Here is a 26,249-nt window from a genome sequence, read left to right as displayed (position 1 = left end):
CGTGGCCGGACCCGCACCGGCGAAATCCGCTCGTGGGACGCGTTCCCGCTCCGTACCCTCGCCGCATGACCCTTGTCGCGATCCTCAGTGGTGCCGGTATCTCCACGGACTCCGGCATCCCCGACTACCGGGGGCCCAGCGGGGTGTGGCGGAAGGATCCGGAGGCGGAGAAGCTCGTCCGTTACGACTTCTACATGGCCGATCCGGAGATCCGCCGCCGCTCCTGGCAGATGCGCCGCACCAGCTCCGCCTGGAACGCCGAGCCGAACGCGGCCCATCGGGCGGTGGTGGAGCTGGAGCGGTCCGGCACCCCGGTCCGGGTGATCACGCAGAACGTCGACGGGCTGCACCAGCGGGCCGGACTGCCCGACCGCAAGGTGCTCGAACTCCACGGCACGGCACGCGAGGTGGTCTGTACGCGCTGCCACGCCCGGTCCTCGATGGCCGAGGCCCTGGAGCGGGTCGAGGCGGGCGAGCCGGACCCGGGGTGCACAGTGTGCGGCGGGATTCTGAAGTCGGCGACGGTGATGTTCGGCGAGCGACTGGACCCGAAGGTGCTGGCCGACGCCATGACGATCGCCAAGGCGTGCGAGGTGTTCGTGGCGGTCGGTACGACGCTCCAGGTGCAGCCCGCGGCCTCGCTCGCCGGGATCGCGGCGGAGCACGGGGCCCGGCTGATCGTGGTGAACGCGGAGCCCACCCCGTACGACGAACTCGCCGTCGAGGTCGTCCGGGAGCCGATCGGTACGGCGCTGCCGAAGCTGCTGGCGGGGCTGGCCGGGCCGGCCGGCGGCTGACCGGACCCGGCTCAGCCGTCCAGGCCCGCCCGGACCCGCCGCGAGGGCTGGAAGACGTACAGGTCGAGGATGTCCGGGGCGTCCGCGAGCCCCGGGCCGCCCGCCGCCGCCCAGGTCACGATGTCCTGCTCGGCGTGTTCGTCGTTGACCAGGCCCAGCCAGACCGGGCGGCCTCCGGCGCGGCGGCCCTCGGCCGAGGGCTGGACGACGATCACGTTGCCCTGCTCGCAGGCGTCCAGGCACTCGACCGCCCGGACGGTGGCGGCGCCCTCAAGACCGGAGCGCAGCCGGGCCAGCTGGGCCGCGTGATCGACGCCGGGGATCTTCTCGGTGCCGCAGCAGCAGCCCCGGCAGACGCTGACGGTGGGCCGGGGCACGCCCTGGGCGGGCACGTCCTTGCCGGGGCGGGGGCGGGGGCGGCGGCTCATGAGGGGCACTTCCCGTCGCGGTGGAGTGGGACAGAGCGGGATGGGGCGGGTTGGGCGACCACCGCCGGTCGCGATGATCACCGCGACTCTACCGAGACCGTCCGGACTCGAACACCTGCACCCCGTTCCGCCCGCGTGAGGTAGTGTTGAGGGCTGCGAAGGGGAGTAGCCCCGCAAACCGGTCGTCGACACACTGGAGCCTTCGGGTTCCCGGTGGCCGGGCTCGTGGATCCGCAGGGATTCCCACGGGCGGGCGAGACCTTCGGTCCTGTATGACACGTCCACGCTCCGTGGGCGCTGCCGTCATGCCGGGCCGAGTGGTCCTCCGAAAAGCCCGAGCGGCGCTTCGCGAAGATCCGGGGCCCGGCTCGCACAGAAAGCCACCCGGAATGCACCTCGACCCTCTGGCGGTCATCACCGCCTTCGGGCTGATCTTCCTCGCGGAGCTCCCCGACAAGACGATGTTCGCGTCGCTGGCCATGGGCACGCGGATGCGCCCGCTCTACGTCTGGTTCGGCACCTCGTCCGCGTTCGTCGTGCATGTCGCCATCGCCGTCGGGGCGGGCAGCCTGATCGGGCTGCTGCCCGACTGGGTCGTCAAGCTCGTCTCGGCCTCGCTCTTCGCGTTCGGCGCGTTCATGCTGCTGCGCGGCAGCGGCGGGGACGACGAGGACGGGACGGACGTGAAGACGGTGACCGGGTTCTGGCCGGTCTGCTCGACGGCGTTCATGGCGGTCTTTATCAGCGAGTGGGGCGACCTGACGCAGATCACCACCGCCAACCTCGCCGCGAGCAACGGCACCTGGTCCACGGCGATCGGTTCGGCCGCCGCCCTGATGTCCGTGTCGGCCCTCGCGCTGCTCGCGGGCAAGTTCATCGCCGGCCGCGTACCGCTGAAGACCGTGCAGCGCATCGGCGGGATCTGCATGCTGGGCCTCGCGGTCTGGTCGGCCGTGGAGATCTTCACCGGCTGAGGGCGGTGCGGTCTCAGAGGCGTACCCGCCGCCTGGCCGGTATGCCCCTCTCTTTCGTTTACACGCTCCTCTTCCCGTTCACGTCCCTCTCGTCCGGCTTGCATTCCTCTCTTCCCGCTCACGTCCCTCTCTTCCCGTTCAGAACAGCGCCTGCACCCCGTCCTGTCCTCCGCCGCCGCTCTCGAAGGCGAGCAGCCGCTGCTTGCGGTCCAGGCCGCCCCCGTATCCGGTGAGGCTTCCGGAGGCGCCGATCACCCGGTGGCAGGGCACGATGATCCCGACCGGGTTCTTGCCGTTGGCCAGGCCGACGGCCCGCGAGGCGCCGGGCTTGCCGAGGTTCTCGGCCAGTTCGCCGTACGTACGGGTCTCGCCGTACGGGATCTTCAGCAGCTCCGCCCACACGCTCCGCTGGAACGGCGTGCCGTCCAGGCACAACGGGAGCTCGAACGTGGTGAGTTCACCGGCGAAGTACGCCGCGAGCTGGCGGATCGCCTCGCCGAAGGGCTCCGGGTCCGGCACCCCGAAGGCCTCCTGGGGCGGGCGGTGGCGCTGATCGGTCATGTAGAGGGCGGACAGGACACCGTCGGTGGCGACGAGCGTCAGGGGGCCGTAGGGGCTGTCGACGACGGTGTGCCGCTTGGTCGCCGGGGGTGTGGTGGTCACGGTCGTGGCCATGGGGCGCCTCCTTCAGGCGGGCAGGTGGTTGATGGCGTGGTCGTCCACCGTCCACAGGTACTGCACGGCGTACGCCCGCCAGGGGCGCCAGTCGGCGGCTCGTGCGGTGAGGGCGGCGGGGGTGGCCGGGAGACCCAGCCGCTCGACCGCCCGGCGGATGCCGAGGTCGGTGGGGAGGAATGCGTCGGGGTCACCGAGGGCCCGCATGGCGATGGACTCGACCGTCCAGGGGCCGAAGCCGGGCATCGCGGCGAGTTCGGCGCGGGCCTGTTCCCAGTCGGTGTCGGTGTCCAGCCGCAGCCGGTCCTCCGCGAGGGCCTCGACGAGCGTGGTGAGGGTGGTGCGGCGGGTGCGCGGCAGGGCCAGGGCCTCCGGGTCGAGGCCCGCCAGCGCACCTGGGGTGGGGAAGAGGTGTGTCAGACCTCCCTCGGGGTCGTCCACCGGGATGCCGTGTGCGGTCACCAGCCGGGCCGCGTGGGTGCGGGCGGCGGCGGTGGAGACCTGCTGCCCGAGCACCGCGCGTACGGCGAACTCCGCCCCGTCCACCGTCCGGGGCACCCGGCGCCCCGGGCCCGCCTCGACCAGCGGGGCGAGCAGCGGGTCGGTGCGCAGCTGCGCGTCGACGGCGACCGGGTCCGCGTCCAGGTCGAGCAGCCAGCGGCAGCGGCTGATGGCCCGGGTGAGGTCGCGGGGGTCGGTGAGAGAGAGTCGGCAGGCGATGTGGTCGGGCTGCGGGGCGAGGGCGACGACGCCGTGCCCATACGGAAGGGTGAGGGTGCGGCGGTACGCGCCGTCCCGCCACTCCTCGACGCCGGGGACGGCGGTGGCGGCGAGGTGGCCGAAGAGATTGCTGGGGTTGAGCGGGGTCCGGTAGGGGAGGCGGAGGGAGATCACGCCCGGGACGGCGGTGGCCTGCGGGACCCGGGCGGCGCGGGTGCGCAGTTCGCCGGGGGCCAGGGCGAAGACCTCGCGGACCGTCTCGTTGAAGGTGCGGATCGAGGAGAATCCGGCGGCGAACGCCACCTGGGCCATCGGGAGCGTGGTCGTCTCGATGAGCAGGCGGGCGGTCTGGGCGCGCTGGGCCCGGGCCAGGGCCAGCGGGCCCGCGCCCAGCTCGGCCAGCAGCTGGCGCTCGATCTGGCGGGCGGAGTAGCCGAGCCGGGAGGCCAGGCCCGGTACGCCCTCGCGGTCGACGACCCCGTCCTGGATCAGCCGCATGGCCCGGGCCACCGAGTCGGCGCGGGCGTTCCACTCGGGGGAGCCGGGGCTGGTGTCGGGGCGGCACCGCTTGCAGGCCCGGAATCCGGCCTGCTGGCAGGCGGCGGCGCTGGGGTAGAAGGTCATGTTGCGGACCTTGGGCGGCACGACGGGGCAACTGGGGCGGCAGTAGATCCGGGTGGTCAGGACCGCGGTGAAGAACCAGCCGTCAAAGCGGGCGTCCTTGGACTGGACGGCCCGTACGCAGCGCTCGGTGTCGGTGTGCATGACTCCAGGATGGTCCACCGGTCAGGGGCCTGGCTGGCGGAAATCCGACATGGGCCTCGCCTCAGCCGCGCACCCGTCTCAGCCGCGCATCGCGAGGACTTCCTCGAACTCCGCGTACGCGTGGGCGCCGAAGAGGACGAAGCGCACCTCCTCGACCGGTTCCACCGTCTCCGCCAGGACCGTGCGCACGGCGATCCGGGCCCCGTCGTCCATCGGCCAGCCGTAGATGCCGGTGGAGATCGCCGGGAACGCGATGGTCTTGGCCCCCAACTCGGCCGCCAGGCGCAGGGATTCACGGTAACAGGAGGCGAGCAGCGCGGAGCGGTCCTGGGCGCTGGAGAAGACCGGCCCGACGGTGTGCACGACCCATCGGGCGTCAAGGCGTCCGGCGGAGGTGGCGACGGCCTGGCCGGTGGGAAGCCCCTTGCCGTAGCGCGAGGCGCGCAGTTCCCGGCAGGCGGCGAGGATCTCGGGGCCGCCGCGCCGGTGGATCGCGCCGTCGACCCCGCCGCCGCCGAGCAGCGAGGAGTTCGCCGCGTTCACGATGACGTCGACTGACTGATCGGTGATGTCGCCGCGGACCAGACGTACGGCGGGGGAAGCGGAGGTGCTCATGCGCACATCATGCCGCGCGCCGGGGGCCTTCGCCGCCCGGTCGGGTCAGGAAGCGGCCCGCAGCCGTCGCCATACGGCCTTGGCGGCGTGGTGGCCGGACATGCCGTGCACCCCGGGTCCGGGCGGGGTGGCCGAGGAGCAGAGGAACACCGCGGGGTGCGCGGTGGCGTAGGGGACGCGGGCGAGCTTGGGCCGGATCAAGGTCTGGAGGCCGGAGAAGGCCCCGCAGGCGATGTCACCGCCGATGTAATTGGCGTTGCGCGCGGCGAGTTGGGGCGGTCCGGCGACCGCACGGGCGAGCACCAGATCGCGGAACCCGGGGGCGAAGCGCTCCAGTTGACGTTCGATGACCTCGGTGGCGTCGCCCTCCCAGCCCGCCGGGACATGTCCGTACACCCAGAAGACATGGCGTCCTTCGGGGGCCCGGGAAGGGTCGGTCAGGGTGGGCTGGGCGGTGATGAGGAAGGGGGTGCTCGGGTCGCGGCCCTCGACGGCCGCCGTCAGCGCCGCGTCGATGGCGGTGGCGGTGGGGCCGATGTGGACGGTGCCCGCGCGGCGGGCCTCGGGCGCGGTCCAGGGGACGGGACCCGACAGCGCGTAGTCGATCTTGAAGGCGGAGGCGCCGTAGCGGTAGCCGTGGTAGGCGCTGCCCAGGCCCGCGATGCGGGCGAGCGCGGAGGGCGAGGTGTCGAAGATGTACGCGCGGGCGGGCGGCAGCTCGTCCAGGCGCTTGACCTCGCTGCCGGTGCGGATCGTGCCGCCCTGTTCGCGGAGGTAGGAGGCGAGGGCGTCGGAGATGGCCTGCGAACCGCCGCGCGGCACCGGCCAGCCGTTCTCGTGGGCGGCGAGCGCGAAGACGAGCGCGATGGCCGAGGTGGCGAGTCCGCTGGTGGGAGCGATGGCGTGGGCGGCGAGACCGGCGAAGAGGCCGCGCGCCTTCTCGCCCCGGAAGCGCCGGGAAACCCAGGTGGCGGGCTGGAGGCCGAGCAGACCGAAGCGGGCCAGTCGGTACGGGTCGCGGGGCAGACCGTCCCAGGGGGTGCGCAGGAAGTCGGCGGCGAGGGAGTCCCAGCGGCCGACGAAGGGCGCGACGAGACGGCGGTAGGCCCCGGCGTCGGCGGGGCCCAGCGTCATCGCGCTCTCGCCGACGGAGCGGGTGAGGGCTGCGGCGGTACCGTCCGGGAAGGGGTGGGCGAGATCGATCTCCGGGTTCAGCCACTCCAGGCCGTGCCGGTCCAACGGCATCGCGCGGAACGCGGGGGAACCGATGCCGAGCGGGTGGACTGCGGAACACGGGTCGTGCCGGAACCCCGGCAGCGTCAGCTCCTCCGTGCGGGCTCCCCCGCCGATGGTGCCGTGCGCCTCGTGGACCTCCACCGAGAAGCCCCGGCGGGCCAATTCGGCTGCGGCGGTCAGCCCGTTGGGCCCTGCGCCCACCACGACCGCATCGAGCATCGACGGCACCTTGGGACTCCTTCGTCGGCCGGCAGGCGGATCACCAGGATATTCCGCCCCGCTGACAACCCGGACCCGGGCCCCTTCGCCCGGGCCCGGCGGCACGGCCCGCCCCCGCCCGCTCGGACCGGTCCCCGTCGCCCCCGGTCCGCTGCCGTCAGCCGCCCGCCCGCAGCGCCGTCAGAATCCGCAGGACGGTGGCCTCGTCGCGGGCCGCGGTGAACGGCAGGTCGTTGCCGCCCGCGATCCGGAACGGGACGCCCGACAGCGTCGTGTGCGCGCCGCCCGCCTCGGCGACCAGGAGCAGGCCCGCCGCGTGGTCCCAGGCGTACTCCCAGCTGAACGCGACGGCGTCGAGGGCGCCCCGCGCCACCGCGAGGTACTCCAGGCCCGCCGAACCGCAGGGGCGGGGCGCGATGTCGTCGGTGTTCAGACCGAGCAGGGCCCGCTTCTGGGCGTCGGTGGTGTAGTCGGGGTGGGAGGTCGCCACCGTCAGCGCGGCGCCCGGGGCCGGGGAGCCGCAACGTATCGGCGCGCCGTTGAGCGTCGCGCCCCGGCCGCGTACGGCGACGGCCATCTCGCCGAGGGCCGGTGCGTACGTCCAGGAGGCGTGGATCTCGCCGTGCTGGGCGAGGGCGACGAGGGTGCAGAACCCGGCCTCGCCGCGCACGAACTGGCGGGTGCCGTCGACCGGGTCGACGATCCAGACGGGGGCGTCGCCGCCGAGTGCGTCGTAGACGGACGGGTCGGCGTGCACGGACTCCTCGCCGACGACGACCGACCCCGGGAGCAGCTTGGTGAGGGAGGCCGTCAGGTGCTCCTCGGCCAGTCGGTCGGCCGTGGTGACGAGGTCGTGCGGACCGTTCTTCTCGATGATGTCGTGGGTGGCGAGCTGCCGGTGCCGGGGCATGATCTCGGCGGCGGCCGCGGCGCGCACGGCCGCCTCGACGTCGGCGAGCGGCCCGGTGTCCCCGGCGGTTCCGTACAGGAAGTCATCGATCATGGCTCCACCCAATCACGGGCCGCCGGCACCCCGGCCGCCGGGCGCTCGAAGGGGCCGGTCAGCGGCCGACGGCGTACCCCTGCATGCCGCGCGGATTGGCGGCGGCGGACAGGATGCCGGTCTCCGGGTCCCGGGCGACCGCGCACAGGCGCCCCTCGGACCAGGGTTCCCCGACCGTGACGTCATGGCCCCGGCGGCGCAGTTCCGCGACCACCCCGGGGTCCGTGCGGCCCTCGACGGTGACGCTGCCGGGGTGCATGGGGCGCGGGTGGAAGGAGCCGGGGAAGGAGTCGTTGTGCCAGTTCGGTTCGTCGATCGCGCCCTGGAGATCGAGCCCGCCGCGCACCCGGGCCCGCCTGGCGACGGAGAGGAAGAAGTGGACCTGCCACTGGTCCTGCTGGTCGCCGCCGGGGGTGCCGAACGCCATGACCGGGACGCCCTCGCGCAGGGCGAGGGAGGGCGTGAGGGTGGTACGGGGACGGCGGCCGGGCGTCAGGGAGTTGGGCAGGCCCTCCTCCAGCCAGGCCATCTGGAGCCGGGTGCCCAGCGGGAAGCCCAGCTCGGGCACGACGGGGTTGGACTGGAGCCAGCCGCCGCTGGGCGTGGCGGACACCATGTTCCCCCAGCGGTCGACGACGTCGAGGTGGCAGGTGTCGCCCCGGGTGGACCCGTCGGGCGCGACGAGCTGGTCGCCGTCGCGGGCACCGGCGCGCCCGGCCCGGTTGGCCGCGCCCGCACCGCCCCGCGCCATCGTGGGCTCGCCCGAGCCCGGGGCGGGGACCGATGCCCCCGCCTCGCCCCGCTCCCCCGCGGCGACCGCGCGGGCGTGGGCGGCCAGGACCGGGGGGCGGCCGCCGGGGCTGCCGGGGCGCAGCTCCACCGATGCGGTGTCCGTGATCAGCGCCCGGCGCGCGGTGTTGTACAGCTCGGAGAGCAGGTCCTCCAGGGGTACGTCGGCCGCATCCCCGTACCAGGCCTCGCGGTCGGCCATGGCGAGCTTGCAGCCCTCGACGAGCAGGTGGACGTAGTCGGCGGAGCCGTGGGGCGGGAGCTCGGGCGGGAGGAGGGCGAGCTGCTGGAGGAAGGCGGGCCCCTGGCTCCAGCCGCCCGCCTTGGCCAGCGTCCAGCCGTTCCAGTCGTAGGTGACGGGGGCTTCGTAGGACGCGGACCAGCCCGCCAGGTCGGCGGCGGTGAGGGTGCCGGTGTGCCGGACGCCGCTGGTGTCCAGGGTAGGGACGGCGGCTTGGCGTACAAGGGCCGCGGCGATGAACCCCTCTCGCCAGACCGCGCGGGCGGCTTCGATCCGCGCGGTACGGTCCGCTCCCCCGGCTCTCTCGGCCTCGTCGATCAGACGGCGCCAGGTGGCGCCCAGAGCGGGGTTGCGGAACAGCTCACCGGGGCGCGGGGAGCGGCCGCCGGGGAGGTAGATCGCGGCGGAGGTGGTCCACTCGCTCTCGAAGAGTTCACGCACGGTCTCCACGGTCTCGCCGACCCGCTCGACGGGGGCGTGGCCGTCCTCGGCGTAACCGATCGCGTAGCGCAGCACCTCGGCCAGGTCCTTGGTGCCGTGGTCGCGCAGGAGCAGCATCCAGGCGTCGAAGGCCCCGGGGACGGCGGCGGCGAGCGGCCCGGTGCCGGGGACCAGGCCGAGGCCGAGGGAACGGTAGTGGGCGACGGTGGCCCGGGCCGGGGCGGGCCCCTGCCCGCAGAGCACCCGGACCTCCCCGTCCCCGGTCGCCAGGATCATCGGCACCTCACCGGCCGGGCCGTTGAGGTGCGGTTCGACGACATGGAGGACGAACCCGGCGGCGACTGCGGCGTCGTAGGCGTTGCCGCCGTCCTCCAGGACCGCCATAGCGGACTGGGAGGCCAGCCAGTGGGTGGAGGACACCATGCCGAAGGTGCCCTGGAGGGTGGGCCGAGTGGTGAACACGGCTGTTCCTTCCGGTCGTTGCAGGACATACGTCCGGCGGCTGCCCCGGACGAGCAGCGTACCCCCGTGTCGGCGGCGAGGCAGGCGTCACCCTTGGTCCGGCGGCCCTGCCGACCGCCACCGGCCCCGACGGGACGAACGCGTTCGCCGGGTACCGGCTGACCGGCTGACCGGCTGACCGGCTGACCGACGTGCCGGAAGCGCAGGGAGCTCGCCCAGAAGACCCCGCGGCTGCTCCAGGACCGGCTGGTGGAGCTCGGCGCGGACTTCCAGGAGGGCGAGCCCTGGGCTCCGTACCTCATCACCGACCAGCACTTGACCGCCAGTCAGAATCCGCTCTGCTCCGATCCGTTGACGGACGGACTACGGAAGCGCCTCGGCTGACCAAACGGCCGGGATGACTCAGGCCCAGTCGCGCAGGGCGGGCGGCTCGCAGAGTTCCAGCACCACTTCACCCGTCTCCGGCTCGTCCCCGGAGACGGGCCGGACGCGTGCGCCGACCGTCACCAGATGCGGAGCCGCCCCGACGATCCGGCAGCGGAAGACGAAGCCCTCGGCGAACCGCACCAGGGATTCATTGCGCGCCGCCTCGGTGTAGCGGTGGACCACCGCGGTCCGGACGACCACTCCGTGGCCGGTCGTGCGTTCAGGCTCCAGTTCGCTCGACGCGCACACCGGGCACAGCAGCCGCCGGAAGGAGGCGGTGCCGCACCAGCGGCAGCGGTGGTAGGAAAGGCCGCACTCCTCGTGCGCCTTCTGGACGGTGCCCATTCCTGTCTGAGACACGGCTCGACCCCCTGCGCTCGACTCGGACGCGCCGCACCTGGCTGTCGGCGCGTCCGCACCATATGGCACTGAGTGCCGGACCGTAAAGGCACTGAGTGCCGATTGATGCTCAGTTCTTGCCGACGGCGTCCTCGATCTGCTGGACCACGCGCCACATGGGCGCGCCCTTCTGCGCCACCATCACGATGACCTCACCGTCGGCGGAGGCCACGGCCGCGAGCCCGACCCCGGCCCCGTCGGACGCTGCGGCCGGAGCGGGACCGGCGGGCCGCCCCCACACCTCCCGCACCATCGCGAGAGCGCGGTCGACGGCCGCCTCGGGGTCCCCCGCGCCGCCCGAACGCAGCCAGAGCCGCAGCCCGTTGTTGTGCGCGGCGACGACGGACGCGGCGATCACCTCGGCCCGCAGCTCCCCGTCGCCGCCCGCCCCGAACCGGCCGCGCAGATGCCCCGCGAGGGTCTGTTCGTAGCGGCGCACCACGGACAGTTCGTACGTCCGCAGCCCCGGCACCTCCCGGGTGAGCCGGTAGCGCTGTACGGAGAACTCGGGGTTGGCCGCGTACATCCGCAGCACGATCCGCGCCGCGTCGCACACCGCGCCGACCGGGTCGCCGTCGTCGACCGCGGCCAGGAACTCGGTCATCTCGGCGAGACAGCGTTCGTGGTCCGGGAAGACGACGTCCTCCTTGGAGGGGAAGTAGCGGAAGAACGACCGCCGCCCCACCCCGGCCCGCGCCACGATGTCGTCGACCGTCGTCCGCTCGAATCCCCGCTCCAGGAAGAGCTGGAAAGCCGCCTGTGCGAGCGCCTCCCGCATGGGTGCCTTCTTCTCGGGTCCTCGTGCCTCGCTCATGCGGCGAAACGTAGCACCGCGAGAACACTTTTGGCACTGGGTACCCTTTACAGAGGGTACTGAGTGCCATAATCTCTTCACTACTACGAACCACACCCAGGTGGGACCACACCCAGGTAGGCAGGAGAGCCGGCGTGAGCTTGAGGATCGTTGTCTGTGTGAAGTACGTGCCCGACGCGTCCGGTGACCGGCGTTTCGCCGATGACCTGACGTTGGATCGTGAGGATGTCGACGGTCTGTTGTCGGAGCTGGACGAGTACGCGGTCGAGCAGGCGTTGCAGATCGCGGACGAGGCGGACGATGCGGAGATCACCGTGGTGACGGTGGGTCCGGAGGATGCCAAGGACGCGTTGCGCAAGGCGTTGTCGATGGGTGCGGACAGGGCGGTTCACGTCGAGGACGACGATCTGCACGGTACGGATGTGATGGGGACGTCGCTGGTGCTGGCGAAGGCCGTGGAGAAGACCGGGTATGACCTGGTGATCTGCGGGATGGCGTCGACGGACGGTGTGATGGGTGTGCTGCCGGCGTTGCTGGCGGAGCGTCTGGGTGTGCCGCAGGTGACGCTGTTGTCGGAGGTGGCGGTGAGCGGGGGTGTGGTGACCGGGCGGCGTGACGGTGACACGGCCACGGAGCGTCTTGAGGCGTCGCTTCCGGCGGTGGTGTCGGTGACCGATCAGTCGGGTGAGGCGCGTTACCCGTCGTTCAAGGGGATCATGGCGGCGAAGAAGAAGCCGGTTCAGTCGCTGGATCTGGATGATCTGGGTCTGGAGGCGGACGAGGTGGGTCTGGCGGGTGCGTGGACGGCGGTGGATTCCGCGACGGAGCGTCCGGCGCGTACGGCGGGCACGATCGTGAAGGACGAGGGTGAGGGCGGCAGGCAGCTTGCCGAGTTCCTCGCGGGTCAGAAGTTCATCTAGTCCGCGTTCCCCGGCCCGGCACGGGCTGTCCGTTCCCGATCCGTCCTTCTCTTCTTCTGTTCTCGTCTGGAGTGCGTTGTCATGGCTGAAGTTCTTGTTCTTGTCGATCATGTGGACGGTGCGGTCCGCAAGCCCACGCTGGAGCTGTTGACGCTGGCTCGTCGGATCGGTGATCCGGTCGCGGTGGCGTTGGGTGCTGGTGCGGAGGCGACCGCGGGGGTGCTGGGTGAGCACGGTGCGGTGAGGGTTCTGACGGCGGATGCGCCGGAGTTCGCCGAGTACCTGGTGGTTCCGAAGGTGGATGCGTTGCAGGCGGCGTTCGAGGCGGTCTCGCCGGTGGCGGTGCTGGTGGTGTCCTCGGCCGAGGGCAAGGAGATCGCCGCTCGTCTCGCGGTGCGGGTCGGTTCGGGCGTCATCACCGATGCCACGGATCTGGAGGCCGGTGAGGAGGGTCCGGTCGCGACGCAGGCGGTGTTCGCCGCTTCGTACACGACCAGGTCCCGGGTTTCCAGGGGTGTTCCGGTGATCACGGTGAAGCCGAACTCGGCGGCGGTCGAGCCTGTTGCCGCGGCTGGTGCGGTCCAGGCGCTGGCGGTGTCGTTCGGTGAGGCGGCCCGGGGGACGAAGGTCACCGCGCGTACGCCGCGTGAGTCGACGGGGCGCCCGGAGCTGACGGAGGCGGCGATCGTGGTGTCCGGTGGGCGTGGGGTCAACGGTGCGGAGAACTTCCCGCTGATCGAGGCGCTCGCGGACTCTCTGGGTGCCGCGGTGGGTGCGTCGCGTGCGGCGGTGGACGCGGGCTGGTATCCGCACACCTCCCAGGTCGGCCAGACCGGTAAGTCGGTCTCTCCTCAGCTGTATATCGCCTCGGGTATCTCGGGGGCGATCCAGCACCGGGCGGGGATGCAGACCTCGAAGACGATCGTCGCGATCAACAAGGACGCCGAGGCCCCGATCTTCGACCTCGTCGACTACGGCGTCGTGGGTGACCTCTTCACCGTCGTTCCGCAGCTGACCGAGGAGATCAACACCCGCAAGGGCTGATCCCCGGGCAGGCATACCCCGCCTCTGGGCCGCACGGTGAACCCACCGCGCGGCCCAGAGCCGTTACAGCCGTTCTCCGGCGGAGCGGCGAGGCGCCCCCCTACGGTCGCGCGAGACGCCCTCCAGGCCGAAGGTGGTGAAGGCCGTCCTGTCCGGCAGCGGATAGGTCTCCTTGCCCGTGAGGGCGTTGACGATCACGGCGGAGCGCCAGGCGGCCAGGCCCAGATCTGGCGCCCCGACCCCGTGGGTGTGCCGTTCGGCGTTCTGCACGAAGACGGAACCCGCGATCTCCGGGGCGAGGACGAGCCGTTGGGCCTCATCGACCTCGGGGCGGCCTGCGCCGTCCCGGACGAGGTACGGGTCGAGGGCGGCGAGCAGCGTGTCCACGGGGCGCTCCCGGTAGCCGGTGGCGAGGACGACCGCGTCGGTGGTGAGGCGGCCCCGGGCCCCCTGCTGGCCGTGCTCGACGCTCAGTTCGACGCGCCCGGCGTCGGTGACCGCCGCACCGGTGACCTCGATGCCGGGGGTGAGGGTGACGTCGGGCCAGTCGCCTCCGAGGCTGCGCCGGTAGAGCTCGTCGTGGATGTCCCCGAGGGTGTCCCCGCTGACGCCCTTGTAGAGCTGCCATTGACGAGGCAGGAGCCGGTCCCGGGTGGCCTGCGGGAGTCCGTGGAAGTAGCGGGTGTAGTCGGGGGTGAACTGCTCCAGGCCGATCTTGCTGTACTCCATGGGCGCGAACGCCGGGGTCCGGGCCAGCCAGGTCAGTCCCTCCGCCCCGTCGGGCCGGGAACGCAGCAGATCCAGCAGGACTTCGGCACCCGACTGCCCGGAGCCGACGACGGTGATGTGCCGGGCGGCCAGCAGCCGGTCCCGCCGGCCCAGATAGTCCGCCGAGTGACAGACGAGGGCCGCCGCATCCTGGGCCAGGGCCCGCAGCGGCTCGGGGACGTACGGGGCGGTCCCGACGCCGAGAGCGAGGTTACGGGCATGGGCCAACCCGGAAGAGGACATCTCACCGTCCGGGCCGAGCCGGGTGAACTCCACGGCGAACGCGCCCTGTCCGGCATCCCAGGCCACCGTGTCCACGCGGTGCCCGAAGCGGGTGGAGGGGAGTTCCGCGCTCACCCAGCGCAGGTAGTTGTCGAACTCGGAGCGGTGGATGTGGAAGCTCTCGGCGAAGTAGAACGGGAAGAGCCTGCGGCGGATCTTGACGTAATTGAGGTAGGACCAGGGGCTGGTGGGCTCTATGAGGCTCACCAGGTCGGCCAGGAAGGGAACTTGGAGCGTGGCCCCCTCGATGAGCAGCCCGGGGTGCCAGTGGAACGCGGGGCGCTGTTCGTAGAAGGCGCCGCGCAGACCGGGTACGCCGTCGGCGAGCGCGGCCAGGGAGAGGTTGAAAGGCCCTGCGCCCACTCCGAGCAGATCGAGCGGTGGCGTTCGCGGTCCGGACGTCATCGGGTTCCTCCCACAGGGTTCGTGCGCTTCGTCAACAACGTCATGGCGGCAGTCTTTCCGTCACCGGGGCCCCGCCATCTCCGTCCGCTGTCCCTTCGGCCGCGGCACGCTCCGCCGCGGTCGTCACAAGGTCGAGGAGCGGCAGCAGTTCGGCCGTGGTGGCGTTTCGGGTGCGGCAGCGCGGCCTTGAGCCACAGGCGACGGCGGCCGTCGCCGTCCTCCGCGACGGCCCGGCCGAGCACGGCACGACCTCCGGCGAGCAGGGTGCGGCGGACGGTGGCGACGACCAGGACCGGTTCACCGGTGAGCCCGGACGCGGCATGGCGAAGCCCTTCGGTCGGAGCGGAAAGATCCACCACCGGGGGTTTGCTGGTTAGGCTAACCTAACTTCATGCGCGCGAAGGGCAGTCACCCGCGCCGGGCCACGGGGGCTACTTCGCGTACCAGCCGCCCAGGTCGTTGGTGCGGGACTCCGCGGCCCGCCGCATCGCATCGGGACTTCCCAGCAGATCGGGCGGCAGATAGCCGGAGCGTACGCCGAGCTCCCATCCGTGCGCCTGGACGGCGAGAGCGGCCAGGGCGAGGGCGTCGAGCGGCAGCAGGCTCCGCGGCGCGGGGTGGGGCCCCACGCTCTCCCGGTAGGTGCCGAGCCGGGCCGCCAACACCTCTTCGAATGCGTGCTGTTCGTCGTCGAGGAGCACGCGCAGCAGGTGCTGATCGGGGGTCGGCGTGCCTGCGGCGTCCAGCGCGGCGGCTGCCTGTTTCCGCTCGTCGGCATCGGGCTTGCACAGCGGCACGGTGGGCCAGTGGCGGGGCTGGTGGCCCTCCGTCCGGGTCAGATAGAGGCACAGGGTGTCCATCGCGGCGAGGTCCGCCGGGTCCGATGCCGAGGTGAGCGGGGAGTAGGGCACTCCTTCGTGGATCTCGGGCGCGTAGTCGTCCCGCAGCAGCAGTCCGATGACCCGCTGCCAGTCCCATACGAGGCCGCTGGCCACGCAGATCGCGAAGGTGTCCAGCCAGGTCCGGGCCGAGGGGGCCTGCGCCCCCGCGTGGCCGAAGGCGGCGCTGAAGGATATGTCCTCGGTGCTGAGCTTCTCGCCGATCAGCGGGAAGAAGATCTCCTGGTCGCCGTCGGGGTAGCAGCCGACGCTCAACTCCCCCAGGCGGCACTCGGCCGCCGTGCGCAGCGCGGAGCGGGCCACATCGTCGAGCGCGGCTCCCTGCGCGGTGCGCGCGGCGACGTGGTCGAGCAGTTCGTCGGCCGCTTCGGCCATGCGCCGCGGGGCCGGGTCGTCGTAGCGCATCCAGTGCCACCGCCCCACGGCGCGCCCGACGATACCCTCCGACGCCTCGCCCAAGCGCCGGGCGTCCACCTCATGACACGTCACTTCCCGCACGTCCGCAGCCCTTTCGTGATCTTCGATCCGGAAGCGGCACGCTATCAGCGGGCTCGGACATTCCCCGGCCCGCACGGGAACGTCATCAGCGGGATCGGACATTCACCGGCCGTACGGGAACGTCCCGGGGCGGGAGCAGCGGTGGCCGCTCCCGCCCCGGGGCGGATCACGCCGCTTCGGTGGGCAGCTCCGCGCGGATCTGCCGCGCGGCGGCGACCAGGTTCTCCAGGGAGGCCCGGGTCTCGGGCCAGCCGCGGGTCTTCAGGCCGCAGTCGGGGTTCACCCAAAGCCGCTCGGCCGGGATGGCCTCAAGTCCCTTGCGCAGCAGGGCCGCCGCCTCTTCGGTGCTCGGGATGCGCGGGGAGTGGATGTCGTAGACGCCGGGCCCGGCCTCACGCGGGTAGCCGTGGGCGGCGAGTTCGCGGGCGACCTGCATATGGGATCGGGCGGCCTCCAGGCTGATGACGTCGGCGTCGAGGTCGTCGATGGCCTGGACGATGTCACCGAACTCCGCGTAGCACATGTGGGTGTGGATCTGGGTGTCCGGCCGTACCCCGGCGGTGGCGAGCCGGAAGGACTCGGTCGCCCACTCCAGGTACGCGGCATGCTCGGCGGCCCGCAGCGGCAGCGTCTCGCGGAGCGCGGGCTCGTCGACCTGGATAACCGAAGTGCCGCTCGCCTCCAGGTCGTTGACCTCGTCACGGAGGGCGAGGGCCACCTGGCGGGCGGTTTCGCCGAGCGGCTGGTCGTCGCGGACGAAGGACCAGGCGAGCATGGTGACCGGGCCGGTGAGCATGCCCTTGACGGGGCGCTCGGTCAGCGACTGCGCGTAGGTGGTCCAGCGCACGGTCATCGGCTCGGGCCGCGAGATGTCCCCGGCGAGCACCGGCGGGCGGACGTATCGGGTGCCGTAGGACTGGACCCAGCCGTGCCGGGTGGCGAGGTAGCCGGTGAGCTGCTCGGCGAAGTACTGGACCATGTCGTTGCGTTCGGGCTCGCCGTGCACAAGGACGTCGATCCCGGCTTTCTCCTGGAAGGAGAGGACCTCGCGGATCTCGTCCTTGATCCGCTCCTCGTACCCGGCCTCGTCGATCCGGCCCGCCCGCAGGTCCGCGCGGGCGGTGCGCAGTTCGGTGGTCTGCGGGAACGAGCCGATGGTGGTGGTCGGGAGCTGCGGCAGCCCGAGGTGGGCGCGCTGGGCGGCGGCCCGCTCGGGGTACGGCTGGGAGCGGCGGCCGTCGGCTCCGGTGATGGCCGCCGTACGGTCCCGGACGGCCGGGTCATGGGTGAGCGCGGCCCCGGCGCGGGAGGCCAGGTCGGCGCGGTTGGCGGCCAGGTCGGCCGCGATGGCGCCGGTGCCGCCGGCCAGGCCGCGGGCCAGGACCACGATCTCCTCGGTCTTCTGCCGGGCGAAGGCCAGCCAGCGGGCGATCTGCGGGTCGATGTCGCGCTCGGCGTCCGCGTCCAGCGGGACGTGGAGAAGGGAGCAGGAGGCGGAGACGTCGACGCGGTCGGCGAGGCCGAGAAGCGTGCCGAGGGTGGCGAGCGACTTCTCGTAGTCGTTGATCCAGATGTTGCGGCCGTTGACGACGCCCGCGACCAGGCGCTTGCCGGGCAGGCCGCCCGCCGCCGCGAGATCGTCGAGGTTGCCCGCGCCGGACTCGGTGAAGTCGACCGCCAGTCCGTCGACGGGGGCCTTGGCCAGGACCGGCAGCGCGTCGCCGAGCCGCCCGAAATAGGAGGCGACCAGCAGCTTGGGCCGGTCGGCGAGTGCGCCCAGCTCGCGGTAGGCGCGGGCGGCGGCGTTCAGTTCGGCGGGGGTGCGGTCCTGGACGAGGGCGGGCTCGTCCAGCTGCACCCATGCGGCGCCCGCCGCGCGGAGGCCGGCGAGGACTTCGGCGTACACCGGGAGGAGCCGGTCCAGCAGGGTCAGCGGCTCGAAGCCGGCGGCGACACCGGGGGCCGCCTTGGCGAGCAGGAGGTAGGTGACGGGGCCGACGAGGACCGGGCGCGGGGTGTGGCCGAGCGCGAGGGCTTCCTTGAACTCGGCGACCTGCTTGGCGGGGTCGGCGGTGAACACGGTGTCGGGCCCGAGCTCGGGCACCAGGTAGTGGTAGTTGGTGTCGAACCACTTCGTCATCTCCAGCGGCGCGACGTCCTGGGTGCCGCGGGCCATGGCGAAGTATCCGTCGAGGGCGTCGGAGCGGACGGCGTCGCGGTGCCGCGCGGGGACAGCGCCGACCATGACGCTGGTGTCCAGAACATGGTCGTAGTACGAGAAATCACCGGTCGGCACCTCGTGGACTCCGGCCTCGGCGAGCTGCCGCCAGGTTCCCCGGCGCAGTTCGGCGGCGGTCCGCCGGAGGGTGTCCGCGTCGACGCGGCCCTTCCAGTAGCCCTCGATGGCCTTCTTCAGTTCACGGTTCCGACCCTGGCGGGGGTAGCCGTACACGGTGGCCCGTGCTGCCGCGGCTGCGGGCTTCGCTGTCACGTGACTCTCCTTCGCGAGCGTGGCTGCTTGCTGATCCCGGGACGGGACGCGGACACGAAGGGGTGACGCATCGGGCGGAGAGCAGGACACACTGGACCGTGTCCGTCCGCCTGACGGTTACGCCGACCCGCCCACGAGGTCACCGGGAACTCCGCACGCGAACGGTCACGTGCGGGCAACGGGCAGGTCTTCGGACTCGCGGGCACGCCTGCCGGGGCAGACACCTACTGGCCGTCGCTTCCCAGACCCGGCCGGGCCCAGTGCGTATGACGGCGGTCGTTCCCACTCACCGCTGCGGGGCAGTCCCGGATTCCCACCGGGTTCCCTCTTACGACTCCCTGCCTGGCGGACAGGGCGAACCAGCTGCACCGGTCACCCTAAGGGGGAGACCGCCGGGCGCACACCGTTGTTCACACTTCGAACGGTGAGGTGAGACACGGGTGCCCGAATAAGCCCCCTCTGGGTGTGCGGGGGCGGAGACCCAGATGTAACCGAATGGCGTAGGAAAGGCGGAACCACAGAGCGTCAAAAGCCGTTCTTCTTCCCACTACACGGCCCGCCGACCCCCGGCGGGGCCGACCGAGGAACGGAAAACGCCATATGAAGAAGACAGTTGGGTGGGCCCAGGACGGCGACGACTGGACGATCACCGTGAACGGCACGCAGTACCGCGCGATCGAGCGGCCGGCGGACGGCCGGGTGCACAACTACCTGGTGCGGGGTGACGACCTGAGCGCCGAGTGCCCGAGCCTCGGCCACGGGCTGGGCGTCATCCGGGAACACGAGTCCCGGCGCTGACGCCGGCCGGTCAGCCGAGCGGGCCGCCCCCAGAGCCGTCCGCGCCTTCCGCCGGGCGGCCCGCCCCTTCCGCCTCGTCCCGCCCCTGCCGCAGCAGGTAGGTGTCCATGATCCAGCCGTGCCGCTCGCGGGCCTCCGCGCGCAGCCGGCTGATCCGGCCGGCGACCTCGTCGAGCGGGCCGGAGACCAGGATCTCGTCGGGGGTGCCGAGGTACGCACCCCAGTGGATCCACAGACCCCTGCCCGTCAGATGGGTGAAGGTCTCGTGGCCGTCGAGCATCACCACGATGTCGCCGTCGTCCTCGGGGAAGCCCTGGGCGAGCCGTCTACCGGGGGTGATGCGGATGGGGCGGCCGACCCGGTTCAGGGTGACGCGGTGCCGGGCGGCGAGGGCGGAGACGCTGCTGATGCCGGGGATCACCTCATGGCCGAAATTCACCGTGCCGCGGCCCCGGATGTCCGCCAGGATCGCGAGCGTGCTGTCGTACAGGGACGGGTCGCCCCACACCAGGAAGGCCCCGCACTCCCCCGGCGCGAGCTCCTCGATGATCAGGCGTTCGCAGATGTCGGCGCGGCGGCGGCGCCAGTCGTGCACGGCCGAGGCGTAGCGCGCACCGTCGTCCTGGGTGCGGTCGCGCCACGGGTCCTCGGCCTCCACGACCCGGTAGGGGCCGGTGAGGTGCTCGTCGAGGATGTCGCGCCGCAGCCGGGTCAGGGACTCCTTCTCGCGGCCCTTGCCGAGGACGAAGAACACATCGGCCCGGCGCATGGCCTTCACCGCGGCGAGGGTCAGATGGTCGGGGTCACCGGCGCCCATGCCGATGACGAGAACGTGCCGTGGTGCCTCGCTGATATCAGCCGTGTCTGCCATGTCTGCCGATCATGCCAGGCGTCGCGGACCGGGCCGTGATCCACCAGCCACACCCCGGGCGGGGTGGACTTACTAGGACGTCCAACTATATGTTCGGGGCAGTGGGTGCCCGGCATGCAGCCGAGTGCTCCGAAGGCCCGTGGTGTCAGGGAAGCCGGTGTGATTCCGGCACGGTCCCGCCACTGTGACCGGGGAGTTCGTCCTCGCAGGACACGCCACTGGCGGCGAAGGAGCCGTCGGGAAGGCAAGGGGACGCGCGCTGATCCGGGAGTCAGGATACCGGCCGCGGGATGTTCCGTGTTTCCACGAGGATGGAGCAGCACGCATGGCACCGGTCCGCACCCACGGCCCCGCAGGCCCGTCCCGGCGAGCGGTTCTCCCCGCTCCCTGACGGCCCCCGCCCTTCGCGTCCCCGACGGCGCGCCCTTCCGCGTCCGCGCGCACCCGACCGGTGCGCCGGGTGGAGGCGGGCCCGTGCGCCATCCCCGGATCTCACCTGACGATCTCATCGACGAGAGCAGGCTTCCATGGTCCGCGAACTCACCCATTTCATCGGCGGCAAGCACACGTCCGGCACCTCGGGCGCCTACGGCGATGTCCACGACCCCAACACCGGCCGGGTCCAGGCCCGGGTCCCCCTGGCCGACCGGTCCGAGACCGAGTCGGCGATCGCCGACGCCGTCGGGGCCCAGCGCGAGTGGGGCGAGTGGAACCCGCAGCGCCGCGCCCGCGTGCTGCTGCGCTTCCTCCGGCTCGTCGAGAAGGAGAAGGACTCCTTGGCCCGGCTGCTCTCCTCCGAGCACGGCAAGACCGTCGCCGACGCGCACGGCGACATCGCGCGCGGGCTGGATGTCGTGGAGTTCGCGGCCGGTGTCCCGCATCTGCTGAAGGGCGAGTTCAGCGACAACGCGGGCGCCGGGATCGACGTCCACTCACTGCGCGGCCCGCTCGGCGTGGTGGCGGGCATCACCCCGTTCAACTTCCCGGCAATGATCCCGCTGTGGAAGGCCGCACCCGCTCTGGCCTGCGGCAACGCCTTCATCCTGAAGCCCTCGGAGCGGGACCCCTCGGTGCCGCTGCGGCTGGCCGAGCTCTTCCTGGAGGCGGGCCTTCCGCCCGGCGTCCTGAACGTCGTCAACGGCGGCAAGGAGGCCGTGGACACTCTGCTGGAGGACCCGCGCGTCAAGGCGCTCGGCTTCGTCGGCTCGACGCCGGTCGCCGCGCACATCTACGCCACGGCCGCCGCTCACGGGAAGCGCGCGCAGTGCTTCGGCGGGGCGAAGAACCACATGATCGTGATGCCGGACGCCGATCTGGACCAGGCGGTGGACGCGCTGATCGGCGCCGGTTACGGCTCGGCGGGCGAGCGGTGCATGGCGATCTCGGTGGCCGTGCCGGTCGGCGAGGCCACCGCCGACGCGCTGGTGGCCAGGCTCACCGAGCGGATCGCGGAGCTGCGGATCGGCCGCTCGGACGACCCGGACGCCGACTTCGGTCCGCTGGTGGGCCGCGACGCGGTGGACCGGGTGCGCGGCTATGTCGACCTGGGCGTCGAGGAGGGCGCCGAACTGGTCGTGGACGGCCGCCACTTCACCCTGGAGGGACACGAGCAGGGGTTCTTCGCGGGCGCTTCCCTCTTCGACCGGGTCACCCCGGACATGCGGATCTACCAGGAGGAGATCTTCGGCCCGGTGGTGTCCGTGGTCCGGGCCGCCGATTACGAGGAGGCGCTGCGGCTGCCCTCGGAGCACCCGTACGGCAACGGCGTAGCACTCTTCACCCGCGACGGCGACACCGCCCGCGACTTCACCCGGCGCGTCGACACGGGCATGGTCGGCGTCAACGTGCCGATCCCGGTGCCGGTGGCGTACCACACGTTCGGCGGCTGGAAGCGGTCCGGTTTCGGGGACCTGAACCAGCACGGGCCGGACGCCATCCGCTTCTGCACCCGTACGAAGACCGTCACTTCGCGCTGGCCCGCCTCGGGTGTCCGGGACGGCGCGAGCTTCACGATTCCGACCATGGGGTGAGCGCCGTGACCACGCTCCTCACCGACGACCAGCTCGCCGTCGTCGAAACGACCCTGGACTTCGCCCAGGAACATCTGGCCCCGCACGCGGTGGCTTGGGACCAGGACAAGCACTTCCCCGTCGACGTGCTGCGCAAGGCGGCGGGGCTCGGCCTCGGCGGCGTCTACGTACGGGAGGACGTCGGCGGGTCGGAGCTGTCCCGCTCCGACGGGGTCCTCGTCTTCGAAGCCCTGGCCACCGGCTGCCCGTCCATCGCGGGCTATCTGTCGATCCACAACATGGTCGGCTGGATGATCGACCGGTACGGCACCGGGGCCCAGCGGGGCCGCTACCTGCCCGCGCTCTGCGCCATGGAGCAGCTGGGCAGTTACTGCCTCACCGAGCCGGGCGCGGGCTCCGACGCCGCCGCGCTGAGCACCCGCGCGGTGCGCGACGGCGACCACTACGTGCTGACGGGCACGAAGCAGTTCATCTCCGGGGCGGGCGCCTCGCACCTGTACATCGTGCTCGCCCGCACCGGCGAGGCCGGGCCGCGCGGCATCTCCGCCTTCCTCGTCGAACGGGACGACTCCGGGCTGTCGTTCGGGGCCGACGAGAGGAAGATGGGGTGGAACGCGCAGCCCACCCGGCAGGTCCTGATGGACGGGGTGCGCATCCCCGCGGGCCGGATGCTCGGCGAGGAGGGCGGCGGCTTCCGCATCGCGATGAACGGGCTCAACGGCGGCCGACTCGGTATCGCCGCCTGCTCGTTGGGTGGTGCGCAGAGCGCCCTGGACCGCAGTGTGTCCCACCTGGCGGACCGGGAGGCGTTCGGTGCCAGGCTGCTGGACGCCCAGGCGCTTCGGTTCCGGCTGGCCGACATGGCGACCGAACTGGCCGCCGCCCGGGCCCTGGTGCGGCAGGCGGCCGAGGCGCTGGACCGGAACGTGGCCGGTGCCCCGCAGCTGTGCGCGATGGCCAAGCACTTCGCGACCGACACCGGCTACTCGGTGGCCGACCGGGCGCTCCAACTCCACGGCGGCTACGGCTATCTGGCCGAGTACGGCATCGAGAAGATCGTCCGGGACCTGCGGGTCCACCAGATCCTGGAAGGGACCAACGAGATCATGCGCGTCGTGGTGGCCAGGAGCCTGACGGGAGGCCTGCGATGACCGAGGCGCTCGTACGGGTGAGCGTCGAGGGGCGTACGGGGGTGCTCACCCTGAACCGCCCCAAGGCGCTCAACGCCCTCACCCACCATATGGTGGAGACGATCGCGGCGGCGCTCGACCGCTGGGAGCACGACCCCGAGGTGGCGGCCGTCGTCATCACCGGGGCCGGGGAGCGCGGCCTGTGCGCGGGCGGCGACATCCGGTCCATCTACGACGACGCGCGGGCGGGCGGCAGGGCGTCGGCCGCGTTCTGGCGCGACGAGTACCGGCTCAACGCCCGGATCGCCCGCTATCCCAAGCCGTATGTGGCGGTCATGGACGGCATCGTGATGGGCGGCGGTGTCGGCGTCTCGGCGCACGGCAGCGTACGCGTCGTCACCGAGCGGTCGAAGGTGGCCATGCCGGAGACCGGGATCGGCTTCGTGCCGGACGTCGGCGGCACGTATCTGCTGGCGCTGGCCCCCGGGGAGCTGGGCACCCATCTCGCCCTGACCGGTGCGGCGGTGGGGGCCGGGGACGCGCTGCTGTGCGGGCTGGCCGACCACTTCGTACCGCAGGAGGGCCTGCCCGCGTTCCTCGCCGAACTGCGGACGGAGGCCCCGGCGGCGGTGCTGCACCGGCACGTCCATGACGCACCGCCCGGCGTACTGGGGGCCAACCGGTTCTGGATCGACCACTGTTACGCCGCCGACACAGTCGAGGAGATCGTGGAGCGGCTGCTCGTGTCCGATGCCCCGGCGGCCGGTGAGGCGGCCGCCACGATCCTGGGCCGTTCGCCGACCGCGCTGAAGGTCACCCTCGCCGCGCTGCGCCGGGCACGCGAACTCGGGCCGCTGGAAAGGGTGCTGGAGCAGGAGTACCGCGTCTCGTACGCGGCCCTGACCTCCCCCGACCTGGTGGAGGGCATCCGGGCCCAGGTGATCGACAAGGACCGCGACCCCCGCTGGACCCCGGGGAGGCTCGTGGAGGTCACGGACGCGGACGTGGCCCGGTACTTCGCACCGACCGGCGGCGAGGAACTGTCCCTCACCGCAGACGACTCACCGCAGGAGGTGCCCTGGTGACCACCACTGTCGCCTTCGTCGGGCTGGGCCACATGGGCGCCCCGATGGCCGCCAACCTCGTCCGGGCCGGGCACCGCGTGCTCGGCCACGACCTCGTCGAAACGTGTCTGGCGGCCGCCGTGGAGAGCGGGGTGGAGCGGGCGAAGTCCGCCGCCGAAGCGGCCGCGGTGGCCGACGTGGTGATGACCATGCTGCCCGCCGGACGCCATGTGCTCTCCCTGTACGGGCAGGAGGGGCTGCTCGAAGCGGCCCGCCCCGGCACGCTGTTCGTCGACTGCTCGACCATCGACGTGGCCGACTCCCGCGCCGCCCACGCGGCGGCCGCGGCGGCCGGTCACCGCTCGCTGGACGCCCCGGTCTCCGGCGGGGTGGTGGGGGCTGAGGCGGGCACCCTCACCTTCATGGCCGGGGGTGAGAAGGCCGCGTTCACGGAGGCCGGGCCGCTGCTGTGGGTGATGGGCGAGAAGGCGGTGCACTGCGGGGCGGCGGGCGCCGGACAGGCGGCGAAGATCTGCAACAACATGATCCTCGGCGTCTCGATGATCGCCGTCAGCGAGGCGTTCGTGCTCGCCGAAAGCCTCGGCCTCTCCGACCAGGCGCTGTACGACGTGGCGTCGGCGGCCTCCGGCCAGTGCTGGGCGCTCACCGTCAACTGCCCGGTCCCCGGCCCCGTCCCCGGCAGCCCGGCCAACCGCGACTACCGCCCCGGATTCGCGGCACCGCTGATGGCGAAGGACCTCGGGCTGGCCGCCAACGCGGTGCGCGCGGGCGGTGTCGACGCCGAACTTGGCCTCAGGGCTGCCGAGTTGTACGCGCGCTTCGCCGAAGGCAGCGGGGCGGACCAGGACTTCTCCGGCATCGTCCGGGCCATCCGGGCCGCTTCCTCGACCACCACCGATACAGAGAAGGGCGCCACCCCGTGAGCGAGAACAACGAGAGCACGTCCGTCCCGGGCCCGTACGACACCATCCTCGTCGAGCGCCGGGGCCGAACCGCCCTGCTCACCCTGAACCGCCCCAAGGCGCTCAACGCGCTGAGCCTGGACGTCATGCGGGAGACGGTGGAGGCGACCGAGGCGCTGGACCGCGACCCTGACGTCGGCTGCATCATCATCACAGGCAGCGGGAACAAGGCGTTCGCGGCCGGGGCGGACATCAAGGAGATGCAGCCGCGGAGCTACCTGGACATGTACCTCAGCGACTGGTTCACCGCCTGGGACCGGCTCGGCCACCTCCGTACGCCCACGGTCGCCGCCGTACGGGGCTACGCCCTGGGCGGCGGCTGCGAGTTGGCCATGCTGTGCGACCTGGTGATCGCCTCGGACACCGCCGTCTTCGGACAGCCGGAGATCCGCCTCGGCGTGATCCCCGGCATCGGCGGCTCCCAGCGACTGACCCGGGCGGTCGGCAAGGCCAAGGCGATGGACCTCTGTCTGACCGGCCGGAACATGGACGCCGAGGAGGCCGAGCGGGCCGGTCTGGTCTCCCGGATCGTCCCGGACGCGGACCTGCTGGAGAAGGCGCTCGCTGTCGCGGGCACGGTCGCCGGGATGTCGGCGCCCGTCGCGATGATGGCGAAGGAGGCAGTCAACCGGGCCTTCGAGACGACGCTCGCCGAGGGCGTCCGCTTCGAACGCCGCCTGTTCCACGCGGTGTTCGCGACGGACGACCAGAAGGAGGGCATGAAGGCGTTCACCGAGAAGCGGCCCGCGGAGTTCGCCCACCGCTGATCCGCGCAGGCGGTGCGGACCGGCCGTCGGCCACCACCGGATGCGGAACGTGCGTGCGCCGGTCGGGGTCGACGGCCGGCGGGAGACCTGGCGGGCGGCGGCGGTTCCGCCGAGGTGGCGCGGGGCGGCAGGCTGCCCGCCGACGGGCTGCATCGGGTACTGGCGGCGCTGCCGGGTCCGGCGGCGGAGGACTGAGGGCGCCTGACCGTCGTCCGCGCGGGATGATCCGCGCCCCGATGCGCGTTACATCCAGTTGTGTCCGGCTCATCCGTCGAACCGGGCCCTCTTAGACGAA

24 protein-coding genes and 2 riboswitches are annotated in these 26,249 nt (G+C 72.3%); of the genes, 11 read left to right on the top strand and 13 right to left on the bottom strand.

Translation table 11 applies throughout. From position 1 onward, the window contains the following. Window positions 1–65: 65 nt before the first annotated feature. Window positions 66–797, top strand: a complete 732-nt coding sequence (locus RI138_RS28485) for an SIR2 family NAD-dependent protein deacylase (RefSeq protein ID WP_311122181.1) — start codon at window positions 66–68, stop codon at window positions 795–797. 11 nt (window positions 798–808) lie between these two features. Here the strand turns inward: RI138_RS28485 and RI138_RS28480 are convergent, their stop codons facing one another. After that, window positions 809–1,225 (bottom strand): (2Fe-2S) ferredoxin domain-containing protein, encoded by a 417-nt coding sequence (locus RI138_RS28480; RefSeq protein ID WP_096628343.1) that lies wholly within the window; start codon window positions 1,223–1,225, stop codon window positions 809–811. 389 nt (window positions 1,226–1,614) lie between these two features. Here RI138_RS28480 and RI138_RS28475 point away from each other — a divergent pair, with 389 nt between their 5' ends. Continuing rightward, the gene (locus RI138_RS28475; RefSeq protein ID WP_311122180.1) at window positions 1,615–2,199 is read left to right on the top strand and encodes a TMEM165/GDT1 family protein; all 585 of its coding nucleotides are present in this window, start codon (window positions 1,615–1,617) and stop codon (window positions 2,197–2,199) included. Window positions 2,200–2,337: 138 nt separating this feature from the next. Here RI138_RS28475 and RI138_RS28470 read toward each other — a convergent pair whose 3' ends face one another. The 8 genes from RI138_RS28470 to RI138_RS28435 all read right to left on the bottom strand — a co-directional run bounded on the left by RI138_RS28470 (window position 2,338) and on the right by RI138_RS28435 (window position 10,968). Beyond that, entirely contained in the window at window positions 2,338–2,874 is a 537-nt protein-coding gene (locus tag RI138_RS28470) for a methylated-DNA--[protein]-cysteine S-methyltransferase (protein WP_311122179.1), read from the bottom strand. Between the two features lie 12 nt (window positions 2,875–2,886). Then, on the bottom strand, window positions 2,887–4,359 hold the full coding sequence (locus tag RI138_RS28465; RefSeq protein ID WP_311122178.1) for an AlkA N-terminal domain-containing protein: 1,473 nt from the start codon (window positions 4,357–4,359) through the stop codon (window positions 2,887–2,889). Window positions 4,360–4,437: 78 nt separating this feature from the next. Next, entirely contained in the window at window positions 4,438–4,974 is a 537-nt protein-coding gene (locus tag RI138_RS28460; RefSeq protein ID WP_096628349.1) for an O-acetyl-ADP-ribose deacetylase, read from the bottom strand. A gap of 45 nt (window positions 4,975–5,019) precedes the next feature. Then, window positions 5,020–6,438: a phytoene desaturase family protein gene (locus tag RI138_RS28455; protein WP_311122177.1), complete on the bottom strand. Its 1,419-nt coding sequence runs from the start codon at window positions 6,436–6,438 to the stop codon at window positions 5,020–5,022. Between the two features lie 148 nt (window positions 6,439–6,586). Continuing rightward, a complete protein-coding gene (locus tag RI138_RS28450; protein WP_311122176.1) occupies window positions 6,587–7,432 on the bottom strand; it encodes an inositol monophosphatase family protein in 846 nt (281 codons plus the stop codon). A gap of 58 nt (window positions 7,433–7,490) precedes the next feature. Next, entirely contained in the window at window positions 7,491–9,365 is a 1,875-nt protein-coding gene (locus RI138_RS28445) for a gamma-glutamyltransferase family protein (RefSeq protein WP_311122175.1), read from the bottom strand. Between the two features lie 402 nt (window positions 9,366–9,767). Beyond that, on the bottom strand, window positions 9,768–10,136 hold the full coding sequence (locus RI138_RS28440) for a Zn-ribbon domain-containing OB-fold protein (protein ID WP_311123044.1): 369 nt from the start codon (window positions 10,134–10,136) through the stop codon (window positions 9,768–9,770). Between the two features lie 124 nt (window positions 10,137–10,260). Next, complete coding sequence (locus tag RI138_RS28435) at window positions 10,261–10,968, bottom strand: TetR family transcriptional regulator (protein ID WP_311123043.1); 708 nt, start codon at window positions 10,966–10,968, stop codon at window positions 10,261–10,263. A gap of 170 nt (window positions 10,969–11,138) precedes the next feature. Between RI138_RS28435 and RI138_RS28430 the strand changes: the two genes are divergently transcribed. Beyond that, entirely contained in the window at window positions 11,139–11,924 is a 786-nt protein-coding gene (locus RI138_RS28430; RefSeq protein WP_311118478.1) for an electron transfer flavoprotein subunit beta/FixA family protein, read from the top strand. A gap of 81 nt (window positions 11,925–12,005) precedes the next feature. Next, window positions 12,006–12,968: an electron transfer flavoprotein subunit alpha/FixB family protein gene (locus RI138_RS28425; RefSeq protein WP_311118477.1), complete on the top strand. Its 963-nt coding sequence runs from the start codon at window positions 12,006–12,008 to the stop codon at window positions 12,966–12,968. A 63-nt stretch (window positions 12,969–13,031) separates the two neighbouring features. On the opposite strand, the gene RI138_RS28420 is transcribed toward RI138_RS28425, so the two are convergent. Beyond that, a complete protein-coding gene (locus tag RI138_RS28420) occupies window positions 13,032–14,423 on the bottom strand; it encodes a lysine N(6)-hydroxylase/L-ornithine N(5)-oxygenase family protein (RefSeq protein ID WP_311122174.1) in 1,392 nt (463 codons plus the stop codon). A gap of 155 nt (window positions 14,424–14,578) precedes the next feature. Between RI138_RS28420 and RI138_RS32445 the strand changes: the two genes are divergently transcribed. Beyond that, on the top strand, window positions 14,579–14,800 hold the full coding sequence (locus RI138_RS32445) for a hypothetical protein (protein ID WP_398863915.1): 222 nt from the start codon (window positions 14,579–14,581) through the stop codon (window positions 14,798–14,800). 54 nt (window positions 14,801–14,854) lie between these two features. Here RI138_RS32445 and RI138_RS28410 read toward each other — a convergent pair whose 3' ends face one another. Both RI138_RS28410 and metE read right to left on the bottom strand, forming a co-directional pair. Beyond that, window positions 14,855–15,820 (bottom strand): Imm49 family immunity protein, encoded by a 966-nt coding sequence (locus RI138_RS28410; RefSeq protein ID WP_311122173.1) that lies wholly within the window; start codon window positions 15,818–15,820, stop codon window positions 14,855–14,857. Window positions 15,821–15,986: 166 nt separating this feature from the next. Next, the gene (metE, locus tag RI138_RS28405; RefSeq protein WP_311122172.1) at window positions 15,987–18,311 is read right to left on the bottom strand and encodes a 5-methyltetrahydropteroyltriglutamate--homocysteine S-methyltransferase; all 2,325 of its coding nucleotides are present in this window, start codon (window positions 18,309–18,311) and stop codon (window positions 15,987–15,989) included. Window positions 18,312–18,475: 164 nt separating this feature from the next. After that, window positions 18,476–18,690: riboswitch (cobalamin riboswitch) on the bottom strand. Between the two features lie 221 nt (window positions 18,691–18,911). On the opposite strand from metE, the gene RI138_RS28400 reads away from it, so the two are divergent. Then, a complete protein-coding gene (locus RI138_RS28400; protein ID WP_311122171.1) occupies window positions 18,912–19,109 on the top strand; it encodes a hypothetical protein in 198 nt (65 codons plus the stop codon). Between the two features lie 10 nt (window positions 19,110–19,119). Here RI138_RS28400 and cobF read toward each other — a convergent pair whose 3' ends face one another. Continuing rightward, complete coding sequence (cobF, locus tag RI138_RS28395; RefSeq protein WP_311123042.1) at window positions 19,120–19,962, bottom strand: precorrin-6A synthase (deacetylating); 843 nt, start codon at window positions 19,960–19,962, stop codon at window positions 19,120–19,122. Between the two features lie 141 nt (window positions 19,963–20,103). Next, window positions 20,104–20,282: riboswitch (cobalamin riboswitch) on the top strand. Between the two features lie 225 nt (window positions 20,283–20,507). Here cobF and RI138_RS28390 point away from each other — a divergent pair. From RI138_RS28390 to RI138_RS28370, 5 genes are read left to right on the top strand one after another with little or no spacing between them, the layout of a single operon-like run. Next, window positions 20,508–22,010 (top strand): CoA-acylating methylmalonate-semialdehyde dehydrogenase, encoded by a 1,503-nt coding sequence (locus RI138_RS28390; RefSeq protein WP_311122170.1) that lies wholly within the window; start codon window positions 20,508–20,510, stop codon window positions 22,008–22,010. After that, entirely contained in the window at window positions 22,007–23,161 is a 1,155-nt protein-coding gene (locus RI138_RS28385; RefSeq protein ID WP_311122169.1) for an acyl-CoA dehydrogenase family protein, read from the top strand. The genes RI138_RS28390 and RI138_RS28385 overlap by 4 nt, the downstream gene beginning before the upstream one ends. Beyond that, window positions 23,158–24,225 (top strand): enoyl-CoA hydratase/isomerase family protein, encoded by a 1,068-nt coding sequence (locus tag RI138_RS28380; RefSeq protein WP_311122168.1) that lies wholly within the window; start codon window positions 23,158–23,160, stop codon window positions 24,223–24,225. The genes RI138_RS28385 and RI138_RS28380 overlap by 4 nt, the downstream gene beginning before the upstream one ends. Continuing rightward, a complete protein-coding gene (gene mmsB / locus RI138_RS28375; RefSeq protein WP_311122167.1) occupies window positions 24,222–25,148 on the top strand; it encodes a 3-hydroxyisobutyrate dehydrogenase in 927 nt (308 codons plus the stop codon). The genes RI138_RS28380 and mmsB overlap by 4 nt, the downstream gene beginning before the upstream one ends. Continuing rightward, window positions 25,145–25,954, top strand: coding sequence for an enoyl-CoA hydratase (locus RI138_RS28370; protein ID WP_311122166.1), 810 nt, complete (start codon window positions 25,145–25,147; stop codon window positions 25,952–25,954). Before mmsB ends, RI138_RS28370 begins: the two co-directional genes overlap by 4 nt. The last annotated feature ends 295 nt before the right edge of the window (window positions 25,955–26,249 follow it).

The organism is Streptomyces durocortorensis, from assembly GCF_031760065.1.
GTDB lineage: Bacteria > Actinomycetota > Actinomycetes > Streptomycetales > Streptomycetaceae > Streptomyces.
Note: the sequence above shows the minus strand (reverse complement) of the source record. Positions and strands in the feature narration are given on the sequence as shown.